General features: G+C 61.4%; 25 protein-coding genes and 2 pseudogenes. 26 read left to right on the forward strand and 1 reads right to left on the reverse strand.

Annotated features, from left to right (window positions below; translation table 11 throughout):
• Positions 1-81 precede the first annotated feature (81 nt).
• From HDG39_RS18970 to HDG39_RS19000, 7 genes are all read left to right on the forward strand, one after another.
• On the forward strand, positions 82-1,488 hold the full coding sequence (locus HDG39_RS18970) for a FimL-related protein (RefSeq protein ID WP_184007631.1): 1,407 nt from the start codon (positions 82-84) through the stop codon (positions 1,486-1,488).
• Positions 1,489-1,795: 307 nt separating this feature from the next.
• Positions 1,796-2,374: a YqgE/AlgH family protein gene (locus HDG39_RS18975; protein ID WP_018419585.1), complete on the forward strand. Its 579-nt coding sequence runs from the start codon at positions 1,796-1,798 to the stop codon at positions 2,372-2,374.
• Between the two features lie 10 nt (positions 2,375-2,384).
• Entirely contained in the window at positions 2,385-2,825 is a 441-nt protein-coding gene (gene ruvX / locus HDG39_RS18980) for a Holliday junction resolvase RuvX (protein WP_184007633.1), read from the forward strand.
• Positions 2,812-3,351 carry a bifunctional pyr operon transcriptional regulator/uracil phosphoribosyltransferase PyrR gene (gene pyrR / locus HDG39_RS18985; protein WP_184007635.1) on the forward strand — a complete coding sequence of 180 codons (540 nt, stop codon included), beginning with the start codon at positions 2,812-2,814 and terminating at the stop codon, positions 3,349-3,351. The genes ruvX and pyrR overlap by 14 nt, the downstream gene beginning before the upstream one ends.
• 63 nt (positions 3,352-3,414) lie before the next feature.
• Positions 3,415-4,440, forward strand: a complete 1,026-nt coding sequence (locus HDG39_RS18990; protein WP_184007637.1) for an aspartate carbamoyltransferase catalytic subunit — start codon at positions 3,415-3,417, stop codon at positions 4,438-4,440.
• 60 nt (positions 4,441-4,500) lie between these two features.
• Complete coding sequence (locus tag HDG39_RS18995) at positions 4,501-5,781, forward strand: dihydroorotase (RefSeq protein ID WP_184007639.1); 1,281 nt, start codon at positions 4,501-4,503, stop codon at positions 5,779-5,781.
• 38 nt (positions 5,782-5,819) lie between these two features.
• Positions 5,820-6,677: a lysophospholipid acyltransferase family protein gene (locus tag HDG39_RS19000; protein WP_184007641.1), complete on the forward strand. Its 858-nt coding sequence runs from the start codon at positions 5,820-5,822 to the stop codon at positions 6,675-6,677.
• A 36-nt stretch (positions 6,678-6,713) separates the two neighbouring features.
• On the opposite strand, the gene HDG39_RS19005 is transcribed toward HDG39_RS19000, so the two are convergent.
• Complete coding sequence (locus tag HDG39_RS19005; RefSeq protein WP_184007643.1) at positions 6,714-7,586, reverse strand: symmetrical bis(5'-nucleosyl)-tetraphosphatase; 873 nt, start codon at positions 7,584-7,586, stop codon at positions 6,714-6,716.
• Between the two features lie 214 nt (positions 7,587-7,800).
• Here HDG39_RS19005 and HDG39_RS19010 point away from each other — a divergent pair, with 214 nt between their 5' ends.
• The 19 genes and pseudogenes from HDG39_RS19010 to HDG39_RS19095 all read left to right on the forward strand — a co-directional run bounded on the left by HDG39_RS19010 (position 7,801) and on the right by HDG39_RS19095 (position 25,737).
• Complete coding sequence (locus HDG39_RS19010; RefSeq protein WP_311666816.1) at positions 7,801-8,010, forward strand: NAD-dependent epimerase/dehydratase family protein; 210 nt, start codon at positions 7,801-7,803, stop codon at positions 8,008-8,010.
• A 305-nt stretch (positions 8,011-8,315) separates the two neighbouring features.
• Positions 8,316-9,377, forward strand: a complete 1,062-nt coding sequence (gene rfbB / locus HDG39_RS19015; RefSeq protein WP_184007645.1) for a dTDP-glucose 4,6-dehydratase — start codon at positions 8,316-8,318, stop codon at positions 9,375-9,377.
• Positions 9,378-9,387: 10 nt separating this feature from the next.
• Positions 9,388-10,281 carry a glucose-1-phosphate thymidylyltransferase RfbA gene (gene rfbA / locus HDG39_RS19020; RefSeq protein WP_184007646.1) on the forward strand — a complete coding sequence of 298 codons (894 nt, stop codon included), beginning with the start codon at positions 9,388-9,390 and terminating at the stop codon, positions 10,279-10,281.
• Entirely contained in the window at positions 10,266-10,817 is a 552-nt protein-coding gene (rfbC, locus tag HDG39_RS19025; protein WP_184007648.1) for a dTDP-4-dehydrorhamnose 3,5-epimerase, read from the forward strand. Before rfbA ends, rfbC begins: the two co-directional genes overlap by 16 nt.
• A 9-nt stretch (positions 10,818-10,826) precedes the next feature.
• Positions 10,827-11,753 carry a dTDP-4-dehydrorhamnose reductase gene (rfbD, locus tag HDG39_RS19030; protein WP_184007650.1) on the forward strand — a complete coding sequence of 309 codons (927 nt, stop codon included), beginning with the start codon at positions 10,827-10,829 and terminating at the stop codon, positions 11,751-11,753.
• Positions 11,754-11,873: 120 nt separating this feature from the next.
• Complete coding sequence (locus tag HDG39_RS19035) at positions 11,874-13,298, forward strand: UbiA family prenyltransferase (RefSeq protein WP_184007652.1); 1,425 nt, start codon at positions 11,874-11,876, stop codon at positions 13,296-13,298.
• A 3-nt stretch (positions 13,299-13,301) separates the two neighbouring features.
• Positions 13,302-14,630 (forward strand): FAD-binding oxidoreductase, encoded by a 1,329-nt coding sequence (locus HDG39_RS19040; protein WP_184007654.1) that lies wholly within the window; start codon positions 13,302-13,304, stop codon positions 14,628-14,630.
• On the forward strand, positions 14,627-15,367 hold the full coding sequence (locus HDG39_RS19045) for an SDR family oxidoreductase (protein WP_184007656.1): 741 nt from the start codon (positions 14,627-14,629) through the stop codon (positions 15,365-15,367). The genes HDG39_RS19040 and HDG39_RS19045 overlap by 4 nt, the downstream gene beginning before the upstream one ends.
• 74 nt (positions 15,368-15,441) lie before the next feature.
• Positions 15,442-15,861 (forward strand): GtrA family protein, encoded by a 420-nt coding sequence (locus HDG39_RS19050; protein ID WP_026225623.1) that lies wholly within the window; start codon positions 15,442-15,444, stop codon positions 15,859-15,861.
• Positions 15,858-16,205 (forward strand): annotated as a pseudogene (locus HDG39_RS36050) (DUF6311 domain-containing protein); the annotation flags it as partial. The gene HDG39_RS19050 and the pseudogene HDG39_RS36050, both read left to right, overlap by 4 nt.
• Positions 16,206-16,244: 39 nt before the next feature.
• Positions 16,245-16,581: pseudogene (locus HDG39_RS19055) on the forward strand (sugar nucleotide-binding protein); the annotation flags it as partial.
• Between the two features lie 284 nt (positions 16,582-16,865).
• Positions 16,866-17,123: a hypothetical protein gene (locus tag HDG39_RS19060; RefSeq protein ID WP_184007970.1), complete on the forward strand. Its 258-nt coding sequence runs from the start codon at positions 16,866-16,868 to the stop codon at positions 17,121-17,123.
• A complete protein-coding gene (gmd, locus tag HDG39_RS19065) occupies positions 17,113-18,090 on the forward strand; it encodes a GDP-mannose 4,6-dehydratase (RefSeq protein ID WP_260328092.1) in 978 nt (325 codons plus the stop codon). Before HDG39_RS19060 ends, gmd begins: the two co-directional genes overlap by 11 nt.
• 7 nt (positions 18,091-18,097) lie before the next feature.
• Entirely contained in the window at positions 18,098-19,024 is a 927-nt protein-coding gene (locus HDG39_RS19070) for a GDP-mannose 4,6-dehydratase (protein ID WP_184007944.1), read from the forward strand.
• Positions 19,025-19,218: 194 nt separating this feature from the next.
• Positions 19,219-20,214, forward strand: coding sequence for a GDP-L-fucose synthase family protein (locus tag HDG39_RS19075; RefSeq protein ID WP_184007659.1), 996 nt, complete (start codon positions 19,219-19,221; stop codon positions 20,212-20,214).
• A 110-nt stretch (positions 20,215-20,324) separates the two neighbouring features.
• Positions 20,325-22,304 carry a glycosyltransferase family protein gene (locus tag HDG39_RS19080; RefSeq protein WP_184007661.1) on the forward strand — a complete coding sequence of 660 codons (1,980 nt, stop codon included), beginning with the start codon at positions 20,325-20,327 and terminating at the stop codon, positions 22,302-22,304.
• A gap of 42 nt (positions 22,305-22,346) precedes the next feature.
• Complete coding sequence (locus tag HDG39_RS19085; RefSeq protein ID WP_184007663.1) at positions 22,347-23,177, forward strand: ABC transporter permease; 831 nt, start codon at positions 22,347-22,349, stop codon at positions 23,175-23,177.
• Positions 23,167-24,516, forward strand: coding sequence for an ABC transporter ATP-binding protein (locus HDG39_RS19090; RefSeq protein WP_184007665.1), 1,350 nt, complete (start codon positions 23,167-23,169; stop codon positions 24,514-24,516). Before HDG39_RS19085 ends, HDG39_RS19090 begins: the two co-directional genes overlap by 11 nt.
• Positions 24,517-24,528: 12 nt before the next feature.
• A complete protein-coding gene (locus HDG39_RS19095; protein WP_184007667.1) occupies positions 24,529-25,737 on the forward strand; it encodes a methyltransferase domain-containing protein in 1,209 nt (402 codons plus the stop codon).
• Positions 25,738-25,982 lie beyond the last annotated feature (245 nt).

Here is a 25,982-nt window from a genome sequence, read left to right on the forward strand (position 1 = left end):
CCTGTCGCCGGTTCGCGCGGTGGCCGCTCACTCAGCATGCGGCGCGAAGCGACGGCCCCGTCAGCTTCGTGTCGCCTGCCCATGACTCTTCGATCCGCAGCACCCGTTTCCATCGATGCACTGCCGAACCCGCGCGGCGGTGCGGTCCGCCCTGCGGAACTCGCGCTCGCCGAGGCGTCGCTCGCGTTCGAGCAGCGCGACGAGAGCGGTGCCGCGCTGCTGCGCGCGTCGCATGCATTGCGCACGGCGGGCTGGCTCAGCGCGCAGCGTTTCACCGACGCCCTCGTGCGGCTCTCGCCGCTCGCGAGCGGCGAGCCAGCCGAAGCGGAAAGCGCGCGGCCAGTGTTCGGCGCGGCGCTGCGCGACTTCCGCGCGGCGCTCGAGCGTCACAATCTGCGCGAGCTCAGTTGCTCGCCGACTCTGTTCAACCACTACCGCGAGCTGTGCGCGCAACTCATCGAACCCACGCCGGGCTCCGCCGTCGCGTTCGAAGACCTCGCGCTGTGCGCGCGGCCAGTGCCGCCGGCTTCGCTGCACGCGCAATCGGCCGATCAGCTTGCCCATTTGCGGGCGCGCTACGAGCGCGCGTTGCTGCCGGTGCTGCGCTCGCAGGCCGACACAGGCAGCGCGGTGGCGCTTGCGGTCACGAACGCCGCGCTCGACGAGCTCGACGCCGTGTTCACCGAACTCGCCGGCCCCGATCCCTATGACTTCTGGCGGCTCGCGCGCGCCTGCGCGAAGGCGCTGCGCGCGCGCGGCCACGCAATCCGCGATATCGAGGCGCGGCGCTTCTACGCGCGCTGCAACCTGGCGCTCGCCGATCACGCGCGCGGCATCGAGCGCGCGCCGCGTTCGCTGGTGCGCGCGACGCTCGCGCTGTTGTGGCGCGACTACGCGCTGTTCGGCGCGGCCGCGCAAGACGCCGACCAGGTCGAGGTGCTGCACGATTATGGCTTGACCGTCGACTGGCACGTCGCCGGCACGCAGTCGTCGGAAGCGCTGTGGGAGGCGGGTGCGCTCGAGGCGCAGTCGCTGCCGCACACGCGCGATCTCGGCGTGCTGAGCGTCAACGCGAACGCGTACGAAGACTTCCTGCAGACCGCCGACGCGTCCATCGAGGCGCTCGCCGCCCATGCGCGCGCGGCCGATCAGCCGGAAAAAGCCGACCCGAGCGAAGCGCTGCAGGCAGGCGACGCAGCCTACCGGCTCGGCTCGGCCGCCTGCGCGCTCGGTCTCGGTCACGTGGCGCTGCTCGCCGACTCGCTCGGTCTCGCATGGCGGCGTCGTGCGCATGCGGGCGTCGCGACGCCGGCGGTGCGCGCGCACGTGATGGTCGGCGCGCCGCCGGCCGACACGCTCGAGCAGGCCGCCGAGGCTTTGCGTGCGTCGCTGCACAAGGTCGCCGCGGGCGTTGGGCCGGCCGGCGGCAGCTTCACGCAGGCGGCGCTCGCCGCGCTCACGCGTGCGATCGAGCAGGGCGGCGCGTGAAGCGCAAGCCGGGCCGAACCAAACGCGCGACGTGGCGCGCGAATTGCATCCGCAACGCCTCGACCGACGCGCGCCGAACCCGCTGAAATCCATTGTGACAAGTCACAATCCCGCTACTTCGCGACGCGCGCCGAACGTGCCGTTCTACGCGGTGTTTCGGCGCCTGATCGCGGCATGGCGCAAGTCGCGCGCGTGATAAAGTGCAACTTGATCCGGCGTCGATGGCGCGTCGCGTAGCGTGCAACCAACGCGTTGCAATGCTCGAAGCAGCCCGCCATCGCGCATCGTCTTTGCTAAAATCCGAACTATGTCCAAGAGTACCGATCGCATCAATCTGACCAACCAGTTCCTGATCGCCATGCCGAACATGGCCGATCCCACGTTTTCAGGAACGGTGGTCTACCTTTGCGATCACAGTGAGCGCGGCGCGCTCGGCCTCGTGATCAACCGGCCGACCGATATCGACCTGCAGGCGCTCTTCAGTCGCATCGATCTGAAGCTCGAGATCGAACCGCTTCTCCATGTCCCCGTGTATTTCGGCGGCCCGGTGCAAACCGAGCGCGGCTTCGTGCTGCACGATCCGAAAGGCGGCAGCGCATACACGTCGTCGATGTCGGTGCCGGGCGGGCTCGAAATGACCACGTCGAAAGACGTGCTCGAGGCCGTCGCGAGCGGCAGCGGTCCGGAGCGTTTCCTGCTGACGCTCGGCCACGCCGGCTGGGGCGCGGGTCAGCTCGAAGACGAAATCTCCAAGAACGGCTGGCTGACGGTCGAGGCCGATCCGAAGATCGTTTTCGACGTCCCCGCCGAAGATCGTCTCGAAGCGGCGCTCGCGCTGCTCGGCGTGTCGTTGTCGATGCTGTCGGGCGAGGCCGGGCACGCATGAGGGGCCGCGCATGAATCTGCCGGCCGGACGTGAGGCGACGCTGCTTGCGTTCGACTACGGCGAGAAACGCATCGGCGTGGCAGTCGGCAATTCGCTGACGCGCCGCGCGCGGCCGCTCGTCGTCGTGCAGAACCGCAGCAAGGAGTACCGCTTCGAAGCGCTCGGCAAGCTGATCGCCGAATGGAAGCCCGATGCGCTGGTGGTCGGCCTGCCGATGCATCCCGACGGCACACCGCACGAGCGCACGCAACTCGCGAAGCGCTTCGGCAACCAGCTGAACGGCCGCTTCAATCTGCCGGTCACGTGGGTCGACGAGCGCTACTCGTCGGTCGAGGCCGAGGCGGAAATCCGCGCCGGCAATGCCCGCGCGGACATGCTCGATGCCGAAGCCGCGAGCATCATCCTCCAGCAATATCTTGACGGACTTTCCGACGATCATGAGTTCCATTGACGCCGAAGCGCTGTACCGCGCGTTGCTCGACCAGATTCGCGCGGCGTATGGCGACCATCTCGCCGCCACGCAAGACGGTGCCGAAGCGATGGTGCTGGCTGGTATCCATAGCGGCGGCGCGTGGCTCGCCGAGCGGCTCGCGCGCGATCTGAAACTGCCGAGCTTCGGCGTGGTGAACGTCGCGCTGCATCGCGACGACTACGCGAAGAAAGGGCTGCACGCGCAAGCAAGCCCGACCTCGCTGCCGTTCGAGGTCGATGGCCGGCGCATCGTGCTGGTCGACGACGTGCTGTACACCGGCCGCACGATTCGCGCGGCGGTCAACGAGCTGTATGACTATGGCCGGCCGGCATCGGTCGAACTCGCGGTGCTCGCCGACCGGGGCGGACGCGAGTTGCCGGTGGCGGCGCGCTTCGTCGGCGGCGTGGTCGACGTACCCGCCGACGCGACGCTCGTGCTGGCCCGTGAAGACGACGGCGCGGGCGGCCAGCGGTTCTCTTTTCACACTGAAGCACGCGTCGATTGAACCTCGCGCGAGCGACGCGCCGAGCTCGATCACGTTGCAGTCCGTATTTGAAGCAGGTACATCATGAACACCCCCAACCAGGCTCCGCAGGATTCCTCCGCTAGCGCATCCGAGCGCTTCCGCTATGGCTTCCTGAAGGGCAACCCGCAGCTCACGAAGAACGGCGAGCTCAAACATCTGCTGTCGATCGAGGGGTTGCCGAAGGCCATCGTCAATCACATTCTCGAGACCGCCGACCAGTTCGTCAGCGTGACCGATCGCGAAGTGAAGAAGGTGCCGCTGTTGCGCGGCAAGTCGGTGTTCAACCTGTTCTTCGAAAACTCGACGCGCACGCGCACCACGTTCGAGATCGCGGCCACGCGGTTGTCGGCCGACGTGCTGAATCTGAACATCAACGCGTCGTCGACCAGCAAGGGCGAATCGCTGCTCGACACGATCAACAACCTGTCGGCGATGCACGCGGATCTGTTCGTCGTGCGTCATGCGTCAAGCGGCGCGCCGTTCCTGATCGCGCAGCACTGCGCGCCGCACGTCCACGTGATCAACGCCGGCGACGGCCGTCACGCGCACCCGACGCAGGGTCTGCTCGACATGTACACGATCCGCCACTACAAGAAGGACTTCACGAAGCTGCGCGTGGCGATTGTCGGCGACATCCTGCATTCGCGCGTCGCGCGCTCGGACATTCATGCGCTGACCACGCTCGGCGTGCCCGAAGTGCGCGCGATCGGTCCGCGCACGCTGCTGCCGGGCGGCATCGAACAGATGGGCGTGCGCGTGTTCCACAACCTCGACGAAGGTCTCAAGGATGTCGACGTGATCATCATGCTGCGCCTGCAGAACGAACGCATGAGCGGCGCGCTGCTGCCGTCGTCGCAGGAGTACTTCAAGAGCTGGGGGCTGACGCCCGAGCGTCTCGCGCTCGCCGCCCCCGACGCGATCGTGATGCACCCCGGCCCGATGAACCGCGGCGTCGAGATCGACTCGCAGGTCGCGGACGGCCCGCAATCGGTGATCCTGAATCAGGTCACGTTCGGTATCGCGGTGCGCATGGCGGTGATGGGGATCGTCGCGGGCAACAACGACTAAGCAACGCCTGATCAGGAAGCCGAACGATAGGCTGAACCACAGGTTTAACAAAGGCAGCGCATGAAGATTCATATTCAAGGCGGCACGCTGATCGATCCGGCAGCGGGCACCGAACAGCAGCAGGACATCTTTATCGAGGCGGGCAAGATCGCCGCCCTCGGCAACGCGCCGGCCGGCTTCCAGGCAGAGCGTACGATCGACGCGCGCGGTCTGTCGATCGCGCCGGGTCTCGTCGACCTGTGCGCGCGGTTGCGCGAGCCGGGCTATGAGCACAAGGCGACGCTTGGCTCGGAAATGGCCGCGGCGCTCGCGGGCGGCGTGACGAGCCTCGTATGTCCGCCGGACACCGATCCGACGCTCGACGAACCGGGCCTCGTCGAAATGCTGAAGTTCCGCGCGCGCAATCTGAACAAGGCGCATGTATACCCGCTCGGCGCGCTGACGGTCGGTCTCAAAGGGCAGACCATCACCGAGATGGTGCAGCTGACCGAGGCGGGCTGCGTCGGCTTCTCGCAGGCCGACACGCCGATCGTCGATACCCAGGTGCTGATGCGCGCGCTGCAATACGCGAAGACCTATGGTTTCACCGTGTGCCTGCGTCCCGTCGATGCGTATCTGGGCAAGGGCGGCGTCGCCGCGAGCGGCGCGCTGGCGTCGCGGCTCGGGCTGTCGGGTGTCCCGGTGGCGGCCGAGACCATCGCGCTGCATACGATCTTCGAACTCGTGCGCGTGACCGGCGCGCGCGTGCATGTTTCGCATGTGTCGTCGGCGGCGGGCGTGGCGCTCATGCGCGCGGCGAAGGGCGAGGGCCTGCCGGTGTCGTGCGACGTCACCGTGAACCACGTGCATCTGATCGACCTCGACATCGGCTATTTCGACGCGCAGTTCCGGCTCGATCCGCCGCTGCGCCAGCAGCGCGATCGCGAAGCGATCCGCGCGGGCCTCGTCGACGGCACGATCGACGCGATCTGCTCCGCGCACACGCCGGTCGACGACGACGAAAAGCTGCTGCCTTTCGCCGAAGCGACGCCGGGCGCAACCGGCCTCGAACTGTTCCTGTCGCTGACGGTGAAGTGGGCCGACGAAGCGGGCGTGCCGCTCGCGACCGCGCTCAATCGCATCACCGCGGCGCCGGCGCAGGTGCTCGGCCTAGAAGCGGCTGGCCGCATCGCGCTCGGCGCGGTGGCCGATCTCTGCGTGTTCGACCGTCACGCTCACTGGCGCGTCGAGCCGCATGCGCTGAAGAGCCAGGGGCACAACACGCCGTTCCTCGGCTACGAGCTGCCGGCACAGGTGCGCGCGACCGTCGTGTCAGGTCAGCTCGCCTACGAACAGCGCTGAGCGGTATCGTTTCGGTCCAGTCAAGGAAAGCTCCGGCCATGAAGCTCGCGTTACGCAAGGTCCGTCTCATTACGCATCTGCTGCACGGCATGTGGACCGTCGCGACGCGCTTTCCGAACGCGAGCGCCGAGCGGCGTCACGCGCTCAATCGCGCGTGGTCGCTGAAGATGCTGCGGCTGTGCGGCATGCGCCTCGTCGTGCATAACGACGCGGCGCGGCTCGATCGTGGCGCGCTCGTCGTCGCCAATCACATCTCGTGGATCGACATCTACGTGATCAACGCGTGGCGGCCGACACCGTTCGTGTCGAAGGCGGAGATCCGGCAATGGCCGGTGGTCGGATGGCTCGCGCAGCAGCTCGATACGGTGTTCATCCAGCGCGAGAAGCGCAGTGACGCGAAGCGCATCATGCACGAACTCGCCGCACGGCTCAGCGCGGGTGAACTGATGTGCGTGTTCCCAGAAGGCACGACGTCGAACGGGCTCGAGTTGCTGCCGTTTCACGCGAACATGTTCCAGGCGGCGGTGTCGGCCGGTGTGCCGGTGCAGCCGCTGTGCATCATGTACGAGGACGCGCAGGGCCGGCAGTCAACGGCACCCGCATATATCGACGACGTGTCGTTGTCCGACTCGCTCGACATGCTGTTGCGTGGTGGACCGCTGACCGCCCACGTATATGTTGGCGCACCGCTCGCGCCGGACGCGGACCGGCGGGTGCTCGCGGCGCAGGCTCAGCAGGTGGTCGCGAACGCGTTGCGGGACATGCAGGCCGGCAACGCAGTGGCGGGGACGGTCGCGCAAGAGGGCGACGTTGCAGATGCTGCGTCGTCGAGCGACGCCGCTGAGACGGCGCAAACGCTGATCGAGCCCGTCGATCAGCCTCGCCGCTCGGTCTAAGCGGCGGCGCTGCCGGGCCGCGTCGCCGTCTTCTGTTTAGTTGCCGCCGCGCGGTTCGCCGCACGAATGGCAATCGACTTGCGTCAACGTCCGCTCAGCCGGGTTTTTCGCGAGCCGTACCGCCGACAGCTTCTGCCCCCACACGCAACCCGAGTCGAGGCCGATCAGGTTGTCGCGCAACATCAGGCCGAGCGCGGCCCAATGACCGAACACGACGGTCACGTCGGCGGTCTGGCGCGACGGCACGTCGAACCACGGCATGCAGCCGCGCGGTGTGGATGCGAGCGTGCCGCTGCTGCTGAAATCCATCACGCCATCGGCGCTGCAAAAGCGCATGCGCGTCAACGCGCTGCACGTGACGCGCAGCCGCTCGATACCCTTCAGGCCCGGCTTCCAGCGGTTCGGTTCATTGCCGTACAAGCCGGCAAGCGTCTCTTTCCAGTTCGGCGCACGCAGTGCGCGTTGCAACTCGTCGGCGAGTTCGAGCGTCAGCGTCGCATCCCATTGCGGCAGCACGCCCGCATGCACCATCAGCATGCCGTTGTCGAAATGCGCGAGCGGGCGGTGGCGTATCCACTCGAGCAGATCGGCGGCATCGGGCGCGGCGAGGATGTCTTCGATCGTGTCGCCTTTCTTCGACTTGCGAATCCCCGCCGACACCGACAGCAGATGCAGATCGTGATTGCCGAGCACCGGCACCGCGCGCTCGCCGAGCGCGATCACGTCGCGCAAGGTGTCGAGCGAGTCGGGGCCGCGGTTGATCAGATCGCCGGCGAACCACAGCGGTGTGCCGTCCGGCGGCGCGGCTTTGGCGAGCAGTTTTTGAAACGGTGCGCGGCAGCCTTGCAGATCGCCGAAAGCAAGAGGGACGAGGGGAGCGGAGGTACTGGAAGCGTTGAGGGGTGTCATCGAGGAAATCAAGGCGATTCGATACGCGCGGTGCTGCACGGCGCGTGCCACGCGGGGCAGAGCAGCAAGCTAGCGTGACATAATAGCCCGTTTGGGGTTCGCGTATCGTGCGATCACGTTGCGGGACGCGGGTGGAACACCGCCGTAACACGGCACGGCGGCAACCCCGCATGGACCGCGCGCGATTCCAATACAACAACAGAATGACTCTTTCGTGAACGAAGCCGGCATATCGTCTTCTGCGGCGAAGCAATCATTTCGCACGCTCGTCACCGGTGCGAACGGTTTTACCGGCCGCTATCTGGTCGAGAAGCTGACCGGGCGCGGCCATACCGTGATCGAAGCGGTGTCCGGCCGCGCCGAGCCCGACACGCCGACACGCGTCGGGCTCGGCACGTGTCGCGGCGGCGTCCGCTCGGCTTGACACGATTCACCGGCGGTGTCGATCGCGAGATGGCATAGCGTTTCTGTGCCCGGTTCGCGCTATCGGCCGCATAAATGGTCACTACGACAGTCAACGGCAACCAGGCTGGTGAAGCTGTTTCAAGTTGTTGGGTTCGAGTTTTGGCGTGGACAACCTTATAATCGGGTCATCATAAGAATAGCGTCCGAGCGTTTGCTTGCGCACAGGCGGATGCAACGGACTGCTGCAGAATCGCAAACCATCACGCATCATGGGAAGGTCGGCGAGTCGATTCCGGGCGCCACTCACATCGACAAAGGAATTACATGATCCTGATAACGGGCGGTGCCGGTTTTATCGGCGCTAATTTCGTGCTCGACTGGCTGAATGCGTCGGACGAAGCGGTGCTCAACGTAGACAAACTGACCTACGCCGGCAACCTGGGCACGCTGAAGTCGCTACAGGGCAATCCCAAACACATTTTCGCGCGCGTCGACATTTGCGATCGCGCCGCGCTCGACACGCTATTGGCCGAGCACAAGCCGCGCGCCGTGCTGCATTTCGCGGCCGAGAGCCATGTGGATCGCTCGATCCACGGTCCGGCCGATTTCGTGCAAACCAACGTCGTCGGGACCTTCACGCTGCTCGAAGCGACGCGCAGCTACTGGAACACGCTGGGCGCTGCGGAGCGCGCCGCGTTTCGCTTCCTGCATGTATCGACCGACGAAGTGTTCGGCTCGCTGTCGGCAACCGATCCGCAGTTCTCCGAAACGACGTCTTATGCGCCGAATAGCCCCTATTCGGCGACCAAGGCCGGTTCGGATCACCTCGTGCGCGCCTACCACCACACGTACGGCCTGCCGGTGCTGACCACCAACTGCTCGAACAACTACGGCCCGTACCAGTTCCCCGAAAAGCTGATTCCGCTGATGATCGCCAACGCGCTCGGCGGCAAGCCGCTGCCCGTGTATGGCGACGGGCAGAACGTGCGCGACTGGCTGTACGTCGGCGACCACTGCAGCGCGATCCGTGAAGTGCTCGCGCGCGGCACGCCGGGCGAGACGTACAACGTCGGCGGCTGGAACGAGAAGAAGAATCTCGAGGTCGTGCACACGCTGTGCGACCTGCTCGACCAGCAGCGCCCGAAGGCGGCCGGCTCGTATCGCGACCAGATCACCTATGTGAAAGATCGTCCGGGTCACGACCGCCGTTACGCGATCGACGCCCGCAAGCTCGAGCGCGAACTCGGCTGGAAGCCGGCGGAGACGTTCGAGACGGGGCTCGCCAAAACGGTCCAGTGGTATCTCGACAACCAGCAATGGGTCGACGAAGTCGCTTCGGGCGAATACCGGAAGTGGGTCGAGACCAACTACGCGCAGCGCGCGTAAAGGCACGGCAATGGCGCGCAAAGGCATCATTCTCGCGGGCGGCTCGGGCACCCGCCTGTATCCGATCACGCACGTCGTCTCCAAGCAGCTGCTGCCGGTGTACGACAAACCGATGATCTACTACCCGCTGTCCACGCTGATGGTGGCGGGTATTCGCGACGTGCTGATCATCTCCACGCCGCAAGACACGCCGCGCTTCGAGGCGATGCTCGGTGACGGCAGCCAGTGGGGCATGAACATCCAGTACGCGGTGCAGCCGTCGCCGGATGGACTCGCGCAGGCGTTCATCATTGGCCGCGAGTTCGTGAACAATGATCCGTCGGCGTTGATTCTCGGCGACAACATCTTCTACGGCCACGATCTCGCGAAGCACCTCGAACGCGCCGACGATCAGACCGACGGCGCCACCGTGTTCGCGTATCACGTGCACGACCCGGAGCGCTACGGCGTGGTCGAATTCGACAAGCAGTTCCGCGCGTTGTCGATCGAAGAGAAGCCGCTCAAGCCGCGTTCGAACTACGCGGTCACGGGTCTGTACTTCTACGACAAGCAGGTCTGCGACATCGCCGCGGACATCAAGCCGTCGCCGCGCGGCGAGCTCGAAATCACCGACGTGAACTCGCGCTACCTCGCGAACGCGGCGCTCAACGTCGAGATCATGGGCCGCGGTTATGCGTGGCTCGACACCGGCACGCATGATTCGTTGATCGAAGCCGCGACCTTCATCGCAACGCTGCAAAAGCGCCAGGGTCTGGTGGTCGCGTGTCCGGAAGAGATCGCGTACCGGCGCCAGTGGATCGACGGCGAGCAGTTGCTCGCGCTCGCCAAACCGCTCGCGAAGAATGCCTACGGGCAATACCTGCAAAACATTCTCACGGATCACGTCGCATGGCCATCCAGGTAACCGCAACCTCACTGCCCGAAGTCAAGATCATCGAGCCGAAGGTGTTCGGCGATGCGCGCGGCTTCTTTTTCGAAAGCTTCAATGCGCTCGAATTCGCCGAGAAGGTCGAGCCGGGCGTCGAGTTCGTGCAGGACAATCATTCGCGTTCGGCGAGAGGCGTGCTGCGCGGTCTGCACTATCAGATCCAGCATGCGCAGGGCAAGCTCGTGCGCGTGGTCGAGGGCGAGGTGTTCGACGTCGCCGTCGACATCCGCAAGAGCTCGCCGAACTTCGGCAAGTGGGTCGGCGTGACGCTGTCGGTCGAGAACCATCGGCAGGTGTGGGTGCCGCCCGGTTTCGCGCACGGCTTCGTCGTGCTGTCGGAGTCCGCGCAGTTCCTCTACAAGACCACGGATTATTGGTTCCCCGAGCACGAGCGCAGCATCGTGTGGAACGATCCGGCGATCGGGATCGAATGGCCGATCGACTTCGAGCCGCTGCTCGCGGCCAAGGATGCGGCGGGCAAGCGTCTCGCCGACGCGGAAGTCTACGCATAAGAGGATCGCATGAGTGCACACGACGCGAAACGGACGATTCTCGTCACCGGCGTAAATGGCCAGGTCGGCTATGAGCTTGCGCGCACGCTGCAAGGGCTCGGCAACGTAGTCGCGGTCGACCGCTCGCGGCTCGATCTGTCGAACCTCGATCAGATTCGCGCGGTGGTGCGCGACGTGCGTCCCGCGCTGATCGTCAATCCGGCCGCTTATACGGCGGTGGACAAGGCCGAAGAAGAGCGCGACCTGGCAATGCGCGTCAACGGCGAAGCACCGGGCGTGCTCGCCGAGGAGGCGAAAAAGCTCGGGGCCGCGCTGATCCACTATTCGACCGACTACGTGTTCAACGGCACGAAAGAAGACGCGTACGTCGAAGACGATCCAACCGATCCGCAGAACGTCTACGGCCGCAGCAAGCTCGCGGGCGAGCAGGCAATCGCGGCGAGCGGCGTGAATCACCTCGTGTTGCGCACGAGCTGGGTGTACGGCACGCGCGGCAAGAACTTTCTGCTGACGATGTTGCGGCTCGGCGCCGATCGCCCGGAACTGAAGGTGGTGGCCGACCAGTTCGGCGCGCCCACCTGGTGCAACACGATCGCGGCGCTGAGCGCGCATCTGTGCGCGCAGTCCTTCGCCGCCGAAGACGGCGCGAAGTGGTGGGACGAGCGTTCGGGCATCTATCACCTGTGCGCGGGCGACTCGACGTCGTGGCACGGTTTCGCGTCGGCGATCTTTGAATTCGCGGATTTGCCGAACAGGCCGAACACGCTGCCGATTCCGGCCGCGGATTACCCGACGCCCGCGAAGCGCCCAACCAATTCCAGAATGTCGAACGACAAGCTGGCGCGCGTGTTCGGGCTCGCCGCGCCGCATTGGAAGGATGCGTTGAGGTTGTGCCTGACGGATGGGTTTCCGAGGTCGCCTGTCAATCGTTGCTGATGCAGCGTCTCTGACGAGCGAGACTCTCGCGCCGGCCGTCACTTACTGCCATCATTCAATGTCACGAGGAGCGGAGCAGACTTTTCTCATTCACATTTTTCGGAATTCAAGGCCATTCAAATGAGCCAAAAGCCCCTCGTAGTCGATCTCGATGGAACGCTGATGCGCTCCGACGTTCTGATCGAATCCGTCTTTGCGTTTTTCAAGGCCGCGCCTCATCGTTTTTATCAGCCGCTGCTTTGGCTGATGCGCTTTGGCAAGCCCGGGCTCAAGTCCCGTCTCGCTGAGACGACCGATATCGACGTGACGGTGCTGCCCTATGACGAGAAGGTGCTGGAATGGCTCAAGCAGGAACGCGCCGCCGGGCGCCGCCTTGTCCTCGCCACCGCGAGCCATGAGCGCTTCGCGTATGCGATTGCCGATCACCTGAGTCTGTTCGACCAAACCTTCGCTACCAATAGCAACGTCAATCTGAGCTCGCGCAACAAGCGCGATCGGCTCGTCGCCGAATTCAGCGAAAAGGGCTTCGACTACGCCGGAAATTCGCACGCGGACATCGCCGTGTGGCAGGCCGCCGACCGTGCCTACGTAGTCAATCCGTCGGTAGGAGTCGAGCGGGTCGCGCGCAGGCAAGGTAATGTCGAGAACGTCATCGAGACGCGTCCGCCGCGTACCAAGGTTTGGGCGAAGTCATTGCGGCTGCATCAATGGCTCAAGAACCTGCTCATTTTCTTGCCGCTGCTGGCTGCGCACGAGGTATCGTCGATGCATCTGCTCGCCGCGGCCGTCTTCGGTTTCGTTTCGTTCGGGCTGTGCGCGTCGAGCGTCTACCTGCTGAACGACCTGCTCGATCTCGAGGACGATCGGCATCACCCGACCAAGCGTCGGCGCCCGCTCGCGGCAGGGACCTTGCCGCTATGGCAGGGCGCGATATTATTTCCGGTCTTAATGGTGATCGGATTCTGTATCGCCCACGTGTTGTTGCCCATCCGATTTACCTTGGTGCTGTTCGCGTACTACGCGCTCACGCTCGCCTATTCGTTCTATCTGAAGAGGCAAGTCATGGTGGACGTGGTGGCGCTCGCTTGCCTCTACACTTCGCGCATCGTTGCGGGGAGCGCGGCCGTCGACGCGAGACTGAGCTTCTGGCTGCTCGCCTTCTCGATGTTCATCTTCCTGAGCCTCGCCCTCGTCAAGCGCTTTGCCGAACTGCATCTGCTGCAGGCGCGCGGACTCGTCAAGTCGCGGGGCCGGGGATATGTGGCGGCTGACCTGTCGCTCGTCTCATCGCTCGGTGCGGCTGCGGGCTATCTGTCGGTGCTGGTGCTGGCGCTCTATATCCAGGACGACAATACACGTTTGCTGTATCGCCATCCCCAATATATTTGGCTTGCATGCCCGCTTCTACTCTACTGGGTAAGCCGTATCTGGATCATCGCCCATCGCGGTCACATGCATGACGATCCCGTCGTTTTCGCCGCCAAGGATCGTGGTAGTTGGGTTGTAATCGGGTTGTGCGCCGTCGTTTTCTGGTTGGCGATCTAGAAGATGGCGCACGTTCAGTCCTGGGGGCTCTATCCGTATGCACCGCAGAATCCGCACACACCTGCGTGGCGCGACGCAGTAGTAACGGCGTGGCGCGCGGCCGCTTCACATAGCGGCACGACGCTCGGATTTGGCCAGGGCCGCAGCTATGGCGACAGCTGTCTCGCGTCTTCGGGCCATGTCGTGTGCATGCGCGGCCTCGATCGTCTGATCAACTTCGACACCGCGAGCGGTGTGTTGCGCGCGGAGGCGGGCGTAACGTTGGAAATGATTCTCGAGCTCGCGATTCCGCGCGGCTGGATGCTGCCGGTCACGCCGGGGACCAAGTACGTTACGCTTGGCGGAGCCGTGGCCAATGACGTTCACGGCAAGAATCATCACGTGCGAGGTACCTTCGGCCGCTACGTGCGCCGCTTCGGCCTACTGCGCAGCGATGGCAGCGAGCGCGAATGTACCCCCGGGGACGGGGCTGGCGCAGAGGCCGATTTTTTCGGCGCGACCATCGGCGGACTGGGGCTCACGGGACTGATTACCTGGGTTGAGATTCAACTCATGCCGATCCGCACGAGCTTGATGGATGTATCGAGCATCCGCTTCGACAACGTCGACGAATTCTTTGTCCTGTCCGAGCGCCTCGATCCGCTTCATGAATACAGCGTCGCATGGATCGATTGCCAAAGCCGCGGTGCGGCGCTCGGACGTGGCATCTTCATGGTCGGCGACCACGCGGCGGAAGGGCCGCTCGCAGTCGAGCGCCGCAAGAAGCACACGATTCCGATCGTCTCACCAGTCCCTGTGTTCAACAAGGTGACGCTGCGCGTGCTCAATGAGACGTATTATCGCCGCCAGGTTGCGGGCGAGATAAAGGCGAAGGTCGGATACGATAGCTATTTCTATCCGCTCGACGCGCTGTTGCAGTGGAACCGGGTTTATGGCCGCTCCGGCTTCCAGCAATATCAATGCGTGATTCCGCCGAGTTGCGCACGCGAAGCTATACGCGAAGTGCTCGATGCGATTTCGCGCAGCGGCACCGGCTCGTTCCTCGCCGTGCTCAAGCGCTGCGGTGATCTTTTGTCGCCGGGGTGGCTTTCCTTTCCGCGGGAGGGGACTTCCCTTGCGCTCGACTTCCCGCAGCGCGAGGCGTCGAACCAGCGCCTGTTCGACACGCTCGATGCGATCGTCCGCGAGAGCGGTGGACGTCTCTATCCGGCAAAGGATGCGCACATGTCGGGGAACGATTTTCGCGCGGCCTACCCCCGTTGGACGGATCTGGAGGCACTGAGGGACCCTGCATTGCTTTCTCGATTTTGGGAGCGAACGACTCGCTTATGAAGAACATTGTGATCATTGGTGCAACTTCGGCCATCGCTTCGGCCTGTGCACGTGCATGGAATGGGCCGGGCGTGCGCTTCGCGCTGGTCGCCCGCAACGCGCGGCGCCTTCAGGAAACTGCAGACGACCTGAAGGCGCGCGGCGCCGAGCTCGTCACCTGCCACCATCTGGACATCGACGATCTGAATGCGCACGCGGCCGTTGTGCAGGCATGCCAGAGCGCCCTCGGCAGCATCGACATCGTGCTGGTTGCGCCGGGCACCTTGCCCGATCAGCATGAATGCGAGCGCGACGCGGCCGTCGCGGTGCGCGAATTCACGACGAACGTCGTTTCGGTGATCGCACTGCTTACGCGTTTCGCGAACATCGTCGAGCAGCAGCGCAGCGGCACCCTGGCGGTGATCGCCTCGGTCGCAGGGGATCGGGGTCGTCCATCGAACTACCTGTACGGCAGTGCGAAGGCCGCACTGGCCACATTCTGCGAAGGGCTCAATGCGCGCCTGAAGAAGGTCGGCGCACATGTGGTGACGATCAAGCCGGGCTTCGTCGCCACGCCGATGACGCAGGGCCTGCCGCTGCCCAAGCCCCTCGTGGCGACGCCGCAAGCCGTGGCCGCTGATATCGTGAAAGCCGTGTCGCGTCACCGCGACGTGCTGTACACCCCGTGGTTCTGGGCGGTCATCATGCTCATCATTCGATCGATTCCGCGCCGCATCTATAACCGTCTGTCGTTGTAATGGAAGGCGGTCGGCCTGTCGCGCTCGCGAAGGCCGACCGTTTCCGGCACTCGATACATCAACGCATCGATACCGTGAATTCATCGGCCAAACCACTCGCCACGCCCCACCTCGTGGTCCTTTATGCGCTCTTCGCGGCGCTGTCCATCGTCGCGAACATCGGTCTGCAAAAGCTGTCGCTGATGGCTTATGGCGGCCGTTTCGATGTGCTGCTCTCGGTGCTGGTCGGCACCGGAGGCGGCCTCGTGCTGAAGTTCGTACTCGACAAGATCTGGATCTTTCGCTACCGCCACAAGAATATTTCGCATGGCGTGGCGAGTTTCTTCCTATACTCGTTGATGGGCGTGGCGACCACGGTCATCTTCTGGGGATTCGAGTTCGGAGCGGACGCTATCTTTCATTCCGAGCCAGCGCGTTTCGTCGGCGGCGCCATTGGCCTCACGATCGGCTATGTAGTGAAATACCAACTCGACAAGCGATTCGTTTTTTCGTGAGGCGGGCGCACAGCGCGGCCCCGCATCCGAATCGTCGCCGCCTGTCGGCCTTGCGTCCTTCGCATCTCGAATGGTTGTACATCGGGGACTACCCGCGGAACCTGGCCGCAATCAACCTGTTCCGTAGCGCGCCGTGGCAATTTCCGCCTGGGCATATCGGGACGAGCGATTTTCCTGTCGGCACGAATATCGTGTTCATGGACGGCAACCTGCTATTGGCGATCGTCACGAAGTTGCTCGGGCCGTTCCTCGGCCCGGTCGCGCAGACATACGGCGCGTGGATCTACCTGTGCGCGCTGCTGCAGTTGTGGGCGATTTATTGGGCGCTGAGGCAGCAAGCAGTCTCGTCGGTGTGCGCGTTCTTGGGCACGCCGTTGATCGGGCTGAGTTCCCATCTGGTCGCGCAGGGCATTCGCCGCGGAGGCCAGCGCGAAGTGGTGGGGCGAGCGCTCGGGTGTTTATCACCTGTGCGCCGGCGGCGCGACTTCGTGGCACGGCTTCGCATCGGCCGTCTTCGAGCTAGCAGACTTGCCGAGCAAGCCAAAAACGCTGCCGATCCCCACCGCCGACTATCCGACGCCTGCGAGACGTCCCATCAATTCGCGGATGTCGAACGAGAAGCTCGCGCGTGTCTTCGGTCTCGCCGCGCCGCATTGGCGGGACGCGTTGACGCTCTGTCTTACCGCCGGCTTTCCGACGTCACCCACCATGTGGTCCTGACGCCGCGGTGTTTGCGAACGGCGCACTCGCGATTCATGCGGCAACGCGTGTTGCGCATGGTTTGCCGGCCGTTCTTCTGCCGAGGGGGCCTCGCCAATTTACGTAAGCTACCTGTGAGCGTTATGAAAAGGAGGCCGGAGTACAATATCGGCCAACGAGAGAGACTCGCGCGGCCCGTTAGCCGCCGCATGCGGCGAGCAATCCTTGTTCGCGCGCATTCGATCGGACGCTCAATTTGCAGGTTGAACTGACTGACGACAGTTGGCGCGGTAAAAAAGTCAGAAATGAGTGCTCTAAGTGCATTATTACCGAGCCGGTGGCGTGAGCATGAAGCAAACGTCGTCGGCATTGCCAAGAGTCGCGCACAGGAATGGGGGGAAATAGAGATCCGCTATAATCGCCCCGATTTATTAACTTTTTTCTTCGCGTTAGGGCACGTTGCATGGGGCGGAGAAGTCATCATCGGAGACGGAATTGACGAGCGCAATTGTGACTGGCATTACAGGGCAGGATGGGGCATATTTGACTCAGATGCTGCTTGAAAAAGGTTACGATGTGTACGGCGCGTATCGGCGTACGAGTTCGGTGCACTTTTGGCGAATGGAAGAACTCGGTCTTACTAACCATCCGAAGCTCCGACTGATCGAGCATGATTTGACCGACCTGGGTTCTACACTGCGCCTGCTAGAAAAGGCCCAGCCGAGCGAACTGTACAACCTTGCCGCTCAAAGTTTTGTCGGTGTCTCGTTCGACCAGCCAGCCACGACTGCAGAAATCACTGGTGTTGGAGCGCTGAATCTGCTGGAAGCCATTCGTCTTACCGACCGTTCTATTCGCTATTACCAGGCCTCCACCTCCGAAATGTTCGGTAAGGTCCAGGCCGTGCCGCAGAAAGAAGACACGCCTTTCTATCCTCGCAGCCCGTACGGTGTGGCCAAGTTGTACGCGCACTGGATGACCGTCAACTACCGTGAATCGTACGACCTTTTTGCGACGAGCGGCATTCTGTTCAATCACGAATCACCGCTGCGCGGGCGTGAATTCGTCACGCGCAAGATCACGGATTCGGTCGCGAAGATTTCACTTGGCCAACTCGATGTCCTTGAGTTGGGCAACCTTGATGCGCAGCGCGACTGGGGTTTCGCGAAAGAGTACGTCGAAGGCATGTGGCGAATGCTCCAGGTCGATGAACCGGACACTTTCGTGCTTGCGACCAATCGCACCGAAACTGTCCGCAACTTCGTGACAATGGCCTTCCGTGCGATCGGCACCGACATCGAGTGGCGCGGCAAGGACGAAAAGGAAGAAGGTGTCGATGTATCGAGTGGTAAGGTGATTGTGAGGGTGAACCCCAAATTTTATCGCCCGGCGGAAGTCGACCTGTTGATCGGCGACGCCACGCGAGCCAAAGAAAAGCTGGGCTGGGAGCCCAAGACGACGCTGGAAGGTCTCTGCGCAATGATGGTGGAAGCCGATCTGCGGAGAAACAAGATTGGTCAGTCCTATTGAGGCGAGCATGCGCCGTGCGTTCATCACGGGTATAAGCGGCTTCACGGGTGCCTACTTGCGTGATGAGTTACTGCGCGCTGGGTACGACGTGAGCGGCAGCGTGATGTCTGCTCCGGGACCGGGCGAGCATGTGCTCGATATCACGTCGCTGGAGGAGTGCCGGCACGTCATCGACGTCGTCCGGCCTTCCCATATCGTCCATCTCGCTGCAAGCAGCTTCGTGGCGGATGACGACAAGCTCGACATGTACCGTGTCAATGTGATGGGGACGCTGAATCTGCTGCAAGCTTGCGCGGACACGGGGCATCGGCCGGACAAGATCGTGATCGCCAGCAGCGCGAACGTCTACGGTAATACGCCGGGCACGGTCGACGAAAGTATGACGCCTGCGCCGGTCAACCATTACGGTGCGAGCAAGGCGGCCATGGAGCACCTCGTCCGGACATGGTTCGACCGTCTGCCCATCATCATCACGCGCCCCTTCAACTACACCGGCTGCGGTCAGTCGGAGCGCTTCCTGGTGCCGAAGATCGTTGCGTCATTCGTGCAAAAGCGGTCTTTCATCGAACTCGGCAATCTCGACGTCGCACGTGACTTTTCGGATGTCCGTGAAGTGGCGTACATCTACCGCGCGCTGCTCGAAGCGGACGCGGCCGGCGAAGTCGTCAACGTCTGCAGCGAGCGACCCTACACGCTTCAGGAAGTCATAGAGATTGTTCGACATGTGTCCGGTCACGAACTCGAGATTCGCGTGAATCCCCAGTTCGTGAGAGCCAATGAAGTCAGTGTGCTGGTTGGGTCGGCTGCGAAATTGCGCCGGATGGTTCCGGGGAGTATGTCCATAGCGTTTGCGGACACGATCGAGTGGATGGTACGGCGCGGCGAGGACGGGGCCGAAGATGGGAAGGCGACGCACATTTCGCTGCAAGCGTGAGCAACGCTCTGCTTGCGATCTGTCTCGCTGTCGCATAACGCCGGTTTGTTGCGTTCTGCCCGTCCGCGCGGCGCGAACGCCGCGGCGTGGGCTGTCTGGTCCGGGGGCCGTTCATCGGTCACAGGGCGAAGCGTGGTAAATTTCATCTGCGTGGAGCGGCACGCCGGTGCTTAATCTTTTTAATGGGCAGTCGAATGTCTGAGACTAAAAACTCTCTGGTTGCAGAAAGATCTGATCAATTCTTCGCAGGCAGAAAAGTGTGGATCACGGGTCACCGCGGCATGCTAGGGTCCGCGATGGTTCGCAGCTTCGCGAACGAGAACGCGGAGCTTCTGCTGACATCGCGTCAAGAGTTGGACCTTCGTAACCAACATGCAGTTTTCGAGTGGATGGAACGTAACCGTCCGGAAATGATTTTCCACATTGGTGCGAAGGTGGGCGGCATCCACGCGAACGCCACGTTGCCGGCGGATTTTCTGTACGACAACATCATGGTGCAGACCAACGTCATCAACGCGGCGCATCGCTTTTCCGCGAAGAAAATGGTGTTCGTGGCGTCGAATTGCACCTATCCCACCAAGGCGGAACAGCCAATCAAGGAAGAAGCGCTGCTTACTGGGCCGCTGGACCAGAACATTCGCGCGTACGCGGTCAGCAAGATCGCTGGCATCGAAATGTGCCGCGCTTACAGCAAGCAGCACGGCAGCAACTTCATCTCGGTGATTCCGCCCAATCTGTATGGCCCGGGCGACAACTATCACCCGCAGCATAGCCACGTGGTCGCAGGTATCCTGCGTCGTACACACGAGGCGAAATTGGAGGGCAAGACGGAGTTTGTGGTGTGGGGCGACGGTACACCGCGCCGTGAACTGCTTCACGTCGATGATCTTGCCGACGCCATGAAGTGCCTGATGGCTGCGGATACGCAATACGACCTTTATAACGTCGGCCCCGGTTTCGATCACTCCATCGCTGAACTCGCCACGATGATTGCAGAGGTAGTGGGTTTCAAGGGGGATATCGTGTACGACACGTCCAAGCCGAACGGTACGATGGCCAAGCTTCTTGACAGTTCGCGCATCCTTTCACTCGGGTGGCGTCCCAAGGTCGACGAGCGCAGAGGCTTGCAAAGCTCATATGAGGACTTGCTCGGGCTGTTCGCGACGTCGGGTCAGGACGGTCGACTCTAGTCCGCACGCAGCGATCGCTGCGCGGCATTCTTTGATTTTAGGAAGACGGGTTGCAGGTCGGATGGCTTGCGACCGTTTCAGCGAGATATCTGTACCCGAAGTGAGTGGGCATGAACGAAAACGTATCTAACAACTTTAAACTGCCCACTGGACTGATTGGCCGCTTCGCTGTGGTCAAGCTATGGCCGAAGTTGAAGACAGCCGAAGACGAGTGTATTGCGCGTCTGAAGATTGCGGCGGCAGCGATAGGCGTCGAATGCATCGAGATCCACGCCGATGGCACCTTGCTTGCGGACCCGAACACGGTGGTCTGCAGGCAAATCGTCGATTTTGTGCTGCACCTCCACTATGACACTCCGAAGTACTACGACGTTTTCTCGTTTGTCGCATTGTGGAATCCGCTGCAGTTCTATCACGAGTGGGGCTATCAGCGAACCTCGCGCAATCTGCTGTCACACGACGATTTTGTGAGCTGCAGTTCGGCGGCGGCCGACGATCACGTCGCCCGCATGGTTCGCAACGCTCAGACACACCTGCCCGCGCATTTCAAGCTTTACCACTCGCTCGCCGACATCGCGCGGCCGCCTTCGCTTGGCGATCACAAACTGTTTTATGTCGGGATCAACTGGGAGGCCGTCAATGGGGGCCAGTCTCGCCATCAGGACGTTCTGAAGCGTCTCGACCAGACCGGCATGATGCGCATTTACGGCCCGAGTGTCTTCCTGAACGTCAAGGTATGGGCGGGTTACCAGAGCTACGTAAAGGAGATACCGTTCGACGGCGTCTCGATGATCGAGGAGATTTCGAAGGCAGGCGTTTCGCTCGTGCTGTCTTCGGCGGCTCATAAGGAGTCCGGGTTGATGTCGAACCGGCTCTTCGAAAGCGTCGCTGCTGGGACACTCGTGATTTGTGACGAGAACCGTTTTGCATCGAAGTATTTCGGCGATGCTTTGTTGTATATCGATAGCCGCTGTTCGGTCGACAAAATATGTGAAGACATTCAGGCGCACCTCGCGTGGGCGAAAGCCAACCCTGAACTTGCTCTAGCGAAGATCGAGAAGGCGCAGCGGATTTTCCGTGAGAAGTTCAGCTTGGTCCGAAATCTAAGCGATTTATATCTGGGCTTTCAACAACGCAAGGAAGACCTGCTTGCACTCCAGGGACTGCGCAAAGAGGCGACGAAGCTGAGGGTCGGCGCGTATTTCCTGGTCCCGGAATTTTCGAAGGAGACTGTGCAGTCGCATCTATCGAGTCTGGCGGCGCAAGATTACCGTGATATCGAGCCTGTGCTCGTGATCGATCGTGTCGAGGCGCGCGAACATCGCGCGGAACTCGCGCAGAGCCTTGTCGGCGTGACTCCGGCAGTGCGTGTTCTCGAATTGGACTTTTTCGATCGCGGCCCAACCGCAGCCGTTAAGGGCGAACGCAAACTCGGCAACGTGATCGCGGAAATCGTCGGTGACGCGCGCGATGTCGACGCGCTGATGTTTGTCGCACCGAACGAACGGCTTCTATCAAACCATGTGCAGGTGCTCGCCGGCAGTCTGATCCGCGACCCACAGCGACATTGCGCAGCCACCGCGGCGATCATCAAGAACGGCGAAGCGGCCGTGCATACGGTCTCCGAGCAGTTCGAATTCGGCTTTTTGAACGACGAGGCTCCAATCGGTTACGCGCGTCTGATGTTCCGCCGTGAATCTCTGCCGGCGAATCTGTGTCTTGCTCTCCCGTACCTGCATGGTAAGCCGCTCGCTGCCTTGGTTGGGGAGCAGAAAATTCAGCAGGAGATCCCGTCGACGGTGATTATCGATATTCTGGCTCCATTCCCCAGAGGCAAGTGGAACGAGGGAATGGAGAACGAACTCCTCGGCGACTTCTGTCCTGAAGTGTTCACTGTATATCGTGGTTACTTCCGCGAAATGCCTTCACTTGCGCCGCGTGTGGTCGCCATGCCTGCTTCGGTGCCGTATTCGCGCCTTAGCCGGCGTTGGGTGCTATATCAGATCGAAGCGCTGCGGGAGAAGGGCGTAGGCGAGCGGCTCAATCTGCTGAGGACGAAAATCGGCCGTCGCGTCAAACGCGCTAGCTGATCAAACGCGTCCGACTAGCCGGCCTAATGGTTCCATTGCTATATGAATCCCCACGAAAACAAACCGGTATCGCTGGCGGCTCTTGTCCGCAGTTTGTGGGCGAACCGTCAGTTGATCTTGCAGATGGCTCGTCGCGACGTCATCGGACGCTACAAAGGCTCAGTGATGGGCGTGATGTGGTCGTTCTTCAACCCACTGCTGTTGCTCACCATTTACACCTTCGTGTTCTCCGTGGTGTTCAAGGCTCGGTGGGGGGGAGCCCTTCCCGCAAGCAAAACGGAGTTTGCACTTCTGCTGTTCGTCGGCATGATCATTCATACCTTGTTCGCTGAGACGCTGACGCAGGCGCCGATGTTGATCGTGAACAACGTAAGTTACGTCAAGAAGATTATTTTTCCGCTGGAAATCCTACCTGTCGCCGCACTCGGAACAGCACTGTTCCATGCTTGCGTTAGTCTGGCGGTCTGGCTCGCGTTCTTTGTCCTGTTCAACGGCTTCATACACTGGACGGTCATTTTCATGCCACTTGTCCTGCTACCGCTGATCATGTTGACCGTTGGCATTGCGTGGGCGCTTGCGTCGCTGGGCGTATTCCTGAGAGACGTGGCTCAGCCCATTGGTCTGATCATGACCGTACTCCTCTTTGCATCTCCGGTTTTTTACCCAATCACAGCGTTGCCGGTGGCCATCAGGCCATGGCTCATGCTCAATCCGCTTACCCTGATCATCGAGCAAGCGCGAGCGGTGCTGCTATTTGGGCAACTACCGGACTGGTCGGCCCTTGCCATTTATGGCGCGACAGCGTTGGTCATCGCGTGGCTTGGCTATGCGTGGTTTCAGAAAACGCGGAAGGGTTTCGCCGATGTCATCTAACGATATTGTGATCAGTGTACAAGGCGTGTCAAAACGCTTCGAGCTTTACGACAAGCCGAGTGATCGGCTGAAGCAGTTCATTTTGCCGCGGCTGAACCGACTGACGGGCAGCCCACCGCGAGATTACTTCCGCGAATTCTGGGCGCTCAAAGATGTGTCGTTCGACGTGCGCCGCGGCGAGGCCTTTGCCATCGTCGGACGAAACGGTAGTGGCAAGAGTACGCTGCTGCAAATCATTACGGGCACGTTGTCACCTACGACGGGCCTCGTCAATACCAACGGCCGCGTCGCCGCGTTGCTCGAACTCGGGTCTGGGTTCAATCCTGAGTTCACGGGCAAGGAAAATGTCTTTCTGAATGGAGCACTCCTTGGCTTCAGTCGCCAGGAGATCGAGCAGAAGTACGATGCGATAGTCGGCTTTGCGGACATCGGTCAGCATATTGATCAACCAGTTAAGTCGTATTCGAGCGGTATGGTCGTGCGTCTGGCGATCGCTGTTCAAACGCAGGTCGAACCGGACATTCTGATTGTCGACGAGGCGCTTGCGGTAGGCGATGCGCTTTTTCAGAAGCGTTGCTATCGACAGATCGAGAAGTTGTTGAACAACGGCACGACGTTGCTGTTCGTTTCGCATGACCAGGAGATCGTTCGAACGCTGACGCAGCGGGCTGTATTTCTGAATGCCGGCCACGCGCAGAAATGCGGCGGCACGTCGGATGTTTTGTTCGCCTACCGGGAGTTTTTGCAGCAGCAAGAAGAGGCCGCCTTCCTGGACCTGCAGCAGCGTAGCCAGACGACATTGAAGACGCAAAGCACACAAAAATCTTATGGAAGCAGGGAAGTCGAAATTCGGAAGGTCGAAGTATTCGATGGCCAAGGGAACCCTCAGAGTGTGCTCTACGCCGGTGACGAGATCACGCTAGCGATAGAGTGCGTGTGTAATGTCGATATCGATAGCCTTAACGTAGCCTTCCGAATCGTTAGCAAAGAGGGCATAAAGGTCACCACTTGGGGTACCTTGAACGAGGACATGCGCCGATTCGAATCTGCGCCCGAAACTGCGTTCTGGAGCCGGAAGTTCGCCAAGGGGGATCGCTTTACAGTGAGGTTCAGCGGTCGCTGCACGCTGGGAGCGAACCTCTACGAAGTCCAGGCGGTTGTCGCTCGCGAACACGACCGATATTACGGGAACCAGCAGGTGCTTCACTGGGCCGACGATGCCGGACACTTCACAGTGATACTGAAGAACAGGGAGTACGTGTTCGATGGTGTTTGCGACCTAGAACTTCGATCTGAGCTGAATGTCCGCGTCCAGCACGCTGAAGCGCAATCCACTTGACAGAAGTTGACGATGTCTAACGGTTCTACCAAAAGTTTAATGCTTTCGATCTTGCGGCGGTTAGCTAATACAACCAGGCGCGAACCGAAGCTGAGTACCTCCTTTGAACCGGATGTACGTGCCAGTCTGGAACATCTATTGAACCTGACGCAAATTGCCGATTTGCGGTCTGCAGAAATTGACGCGAAGGTTCGGGATCTTGATAAGCGTCTCGAGCCATTGGAAAGATTGAATGACTTGCGAACGCGCATTGCACATATCGAGACTCTCCTCGCAACTGCGGATGAGAGGTCGACGATGTTCATCTCCCAACTTTCTGCGATGGATAGCCTGTTACGTGTCGTGGAAGAGCGATCACGGACGATTGATGACCTCTTGCGTATCGTGGAAGAACGATCACGGACGCTCGAATACGAGACACGTCAAGGCGTGCTGGCGTCGAACTATCAGATCGATTTTCTGCTGAAGATGTATGTAGAGACGATGTCCGCCTCCCGGACGTTCTCGGACAGTGTCGTGTTCGACGCTGCGAGACTCATCGAATTGAAGACCGATTTTCCAATCGCGTATGAGAGTAATGATCATCTGAGCCCGGATTCGACAATGGAGGGCGTGTCCCGCCCCACTTTGTTTGTTCAGAACTGCATCGATGCTCTCGGTAAGGACATGCATGCATTAGATCTCGGAACCGGGGCAGCGGGAATCGTCTACGAGTTCGCGATGAACGGTGTTCTAGCGGTCGGCATCGATGGTTCGGATTTTTGCCGGCGGAACAAGATTGGCTACTGGCCATTGCTTGGCAACAACTTGTTCACCTGTGACATCACGCGTGAATTCAGTTTTGTGGACAGGGATACCAACGCAGTCAGCCAGTTCGACCTGGTCACGATGTGGGAAGTGCTCGAGCATATTGAAGAGGAAGGGTTACCCTCCCTCTTCGCAAACGTTCGCAAGCACCTGCGGGACGACGGGTTCTTCATCGGGTCCGTCTCCTTTGTAGAATACAACGACCCAGACGGTAACCCATATCACGTGACACTCAAGCCGTGGGAATGGTGGGAAGAGAGATTTCGCGAATTCGGACTTGAGGTTCAGGCCGAACATCCATTCAATGAAAAATGGTTCCCACGCGGAAATGGGCCACGGTTTCAAGACTTTCACAACTATGAGCGCAATTCGGATGAGGGGCGGCTATTCGTTGCCAGGAAAGCGGTTAGATGATCGTCTGAACTGCCCCGGGAATCGTGGCAGCTGGTGGCTTTAAGTTATCGCAGGTACGTCAGCGGCATTTCTGAGTTGCCTGTAGTAGCTTGCCTCAGCCTCAGCCTCAGCGGACGGGATATAGCCGAGCGGTTCCATCAGCCGATCAGGGTTGTATCGAGATTGACCCGCCTCGACGGATAGATTTGCAGTTGAGTTTTACGGTGGAACCTGTCCTCCGTTCGTGTTGACTCGCGGGTCGTCCA

It is taken from the genome of Paraburkholderia lebeckiae (genome assembly GCF_014201005.1).
Taxonomy (GTDB): Bacteria; Pseudomonadota; Gammaproteobacteria; order Burkholderiales; family Burkholderiaceae; genus Paraburkholderia; species Paraburkholderia tuberum.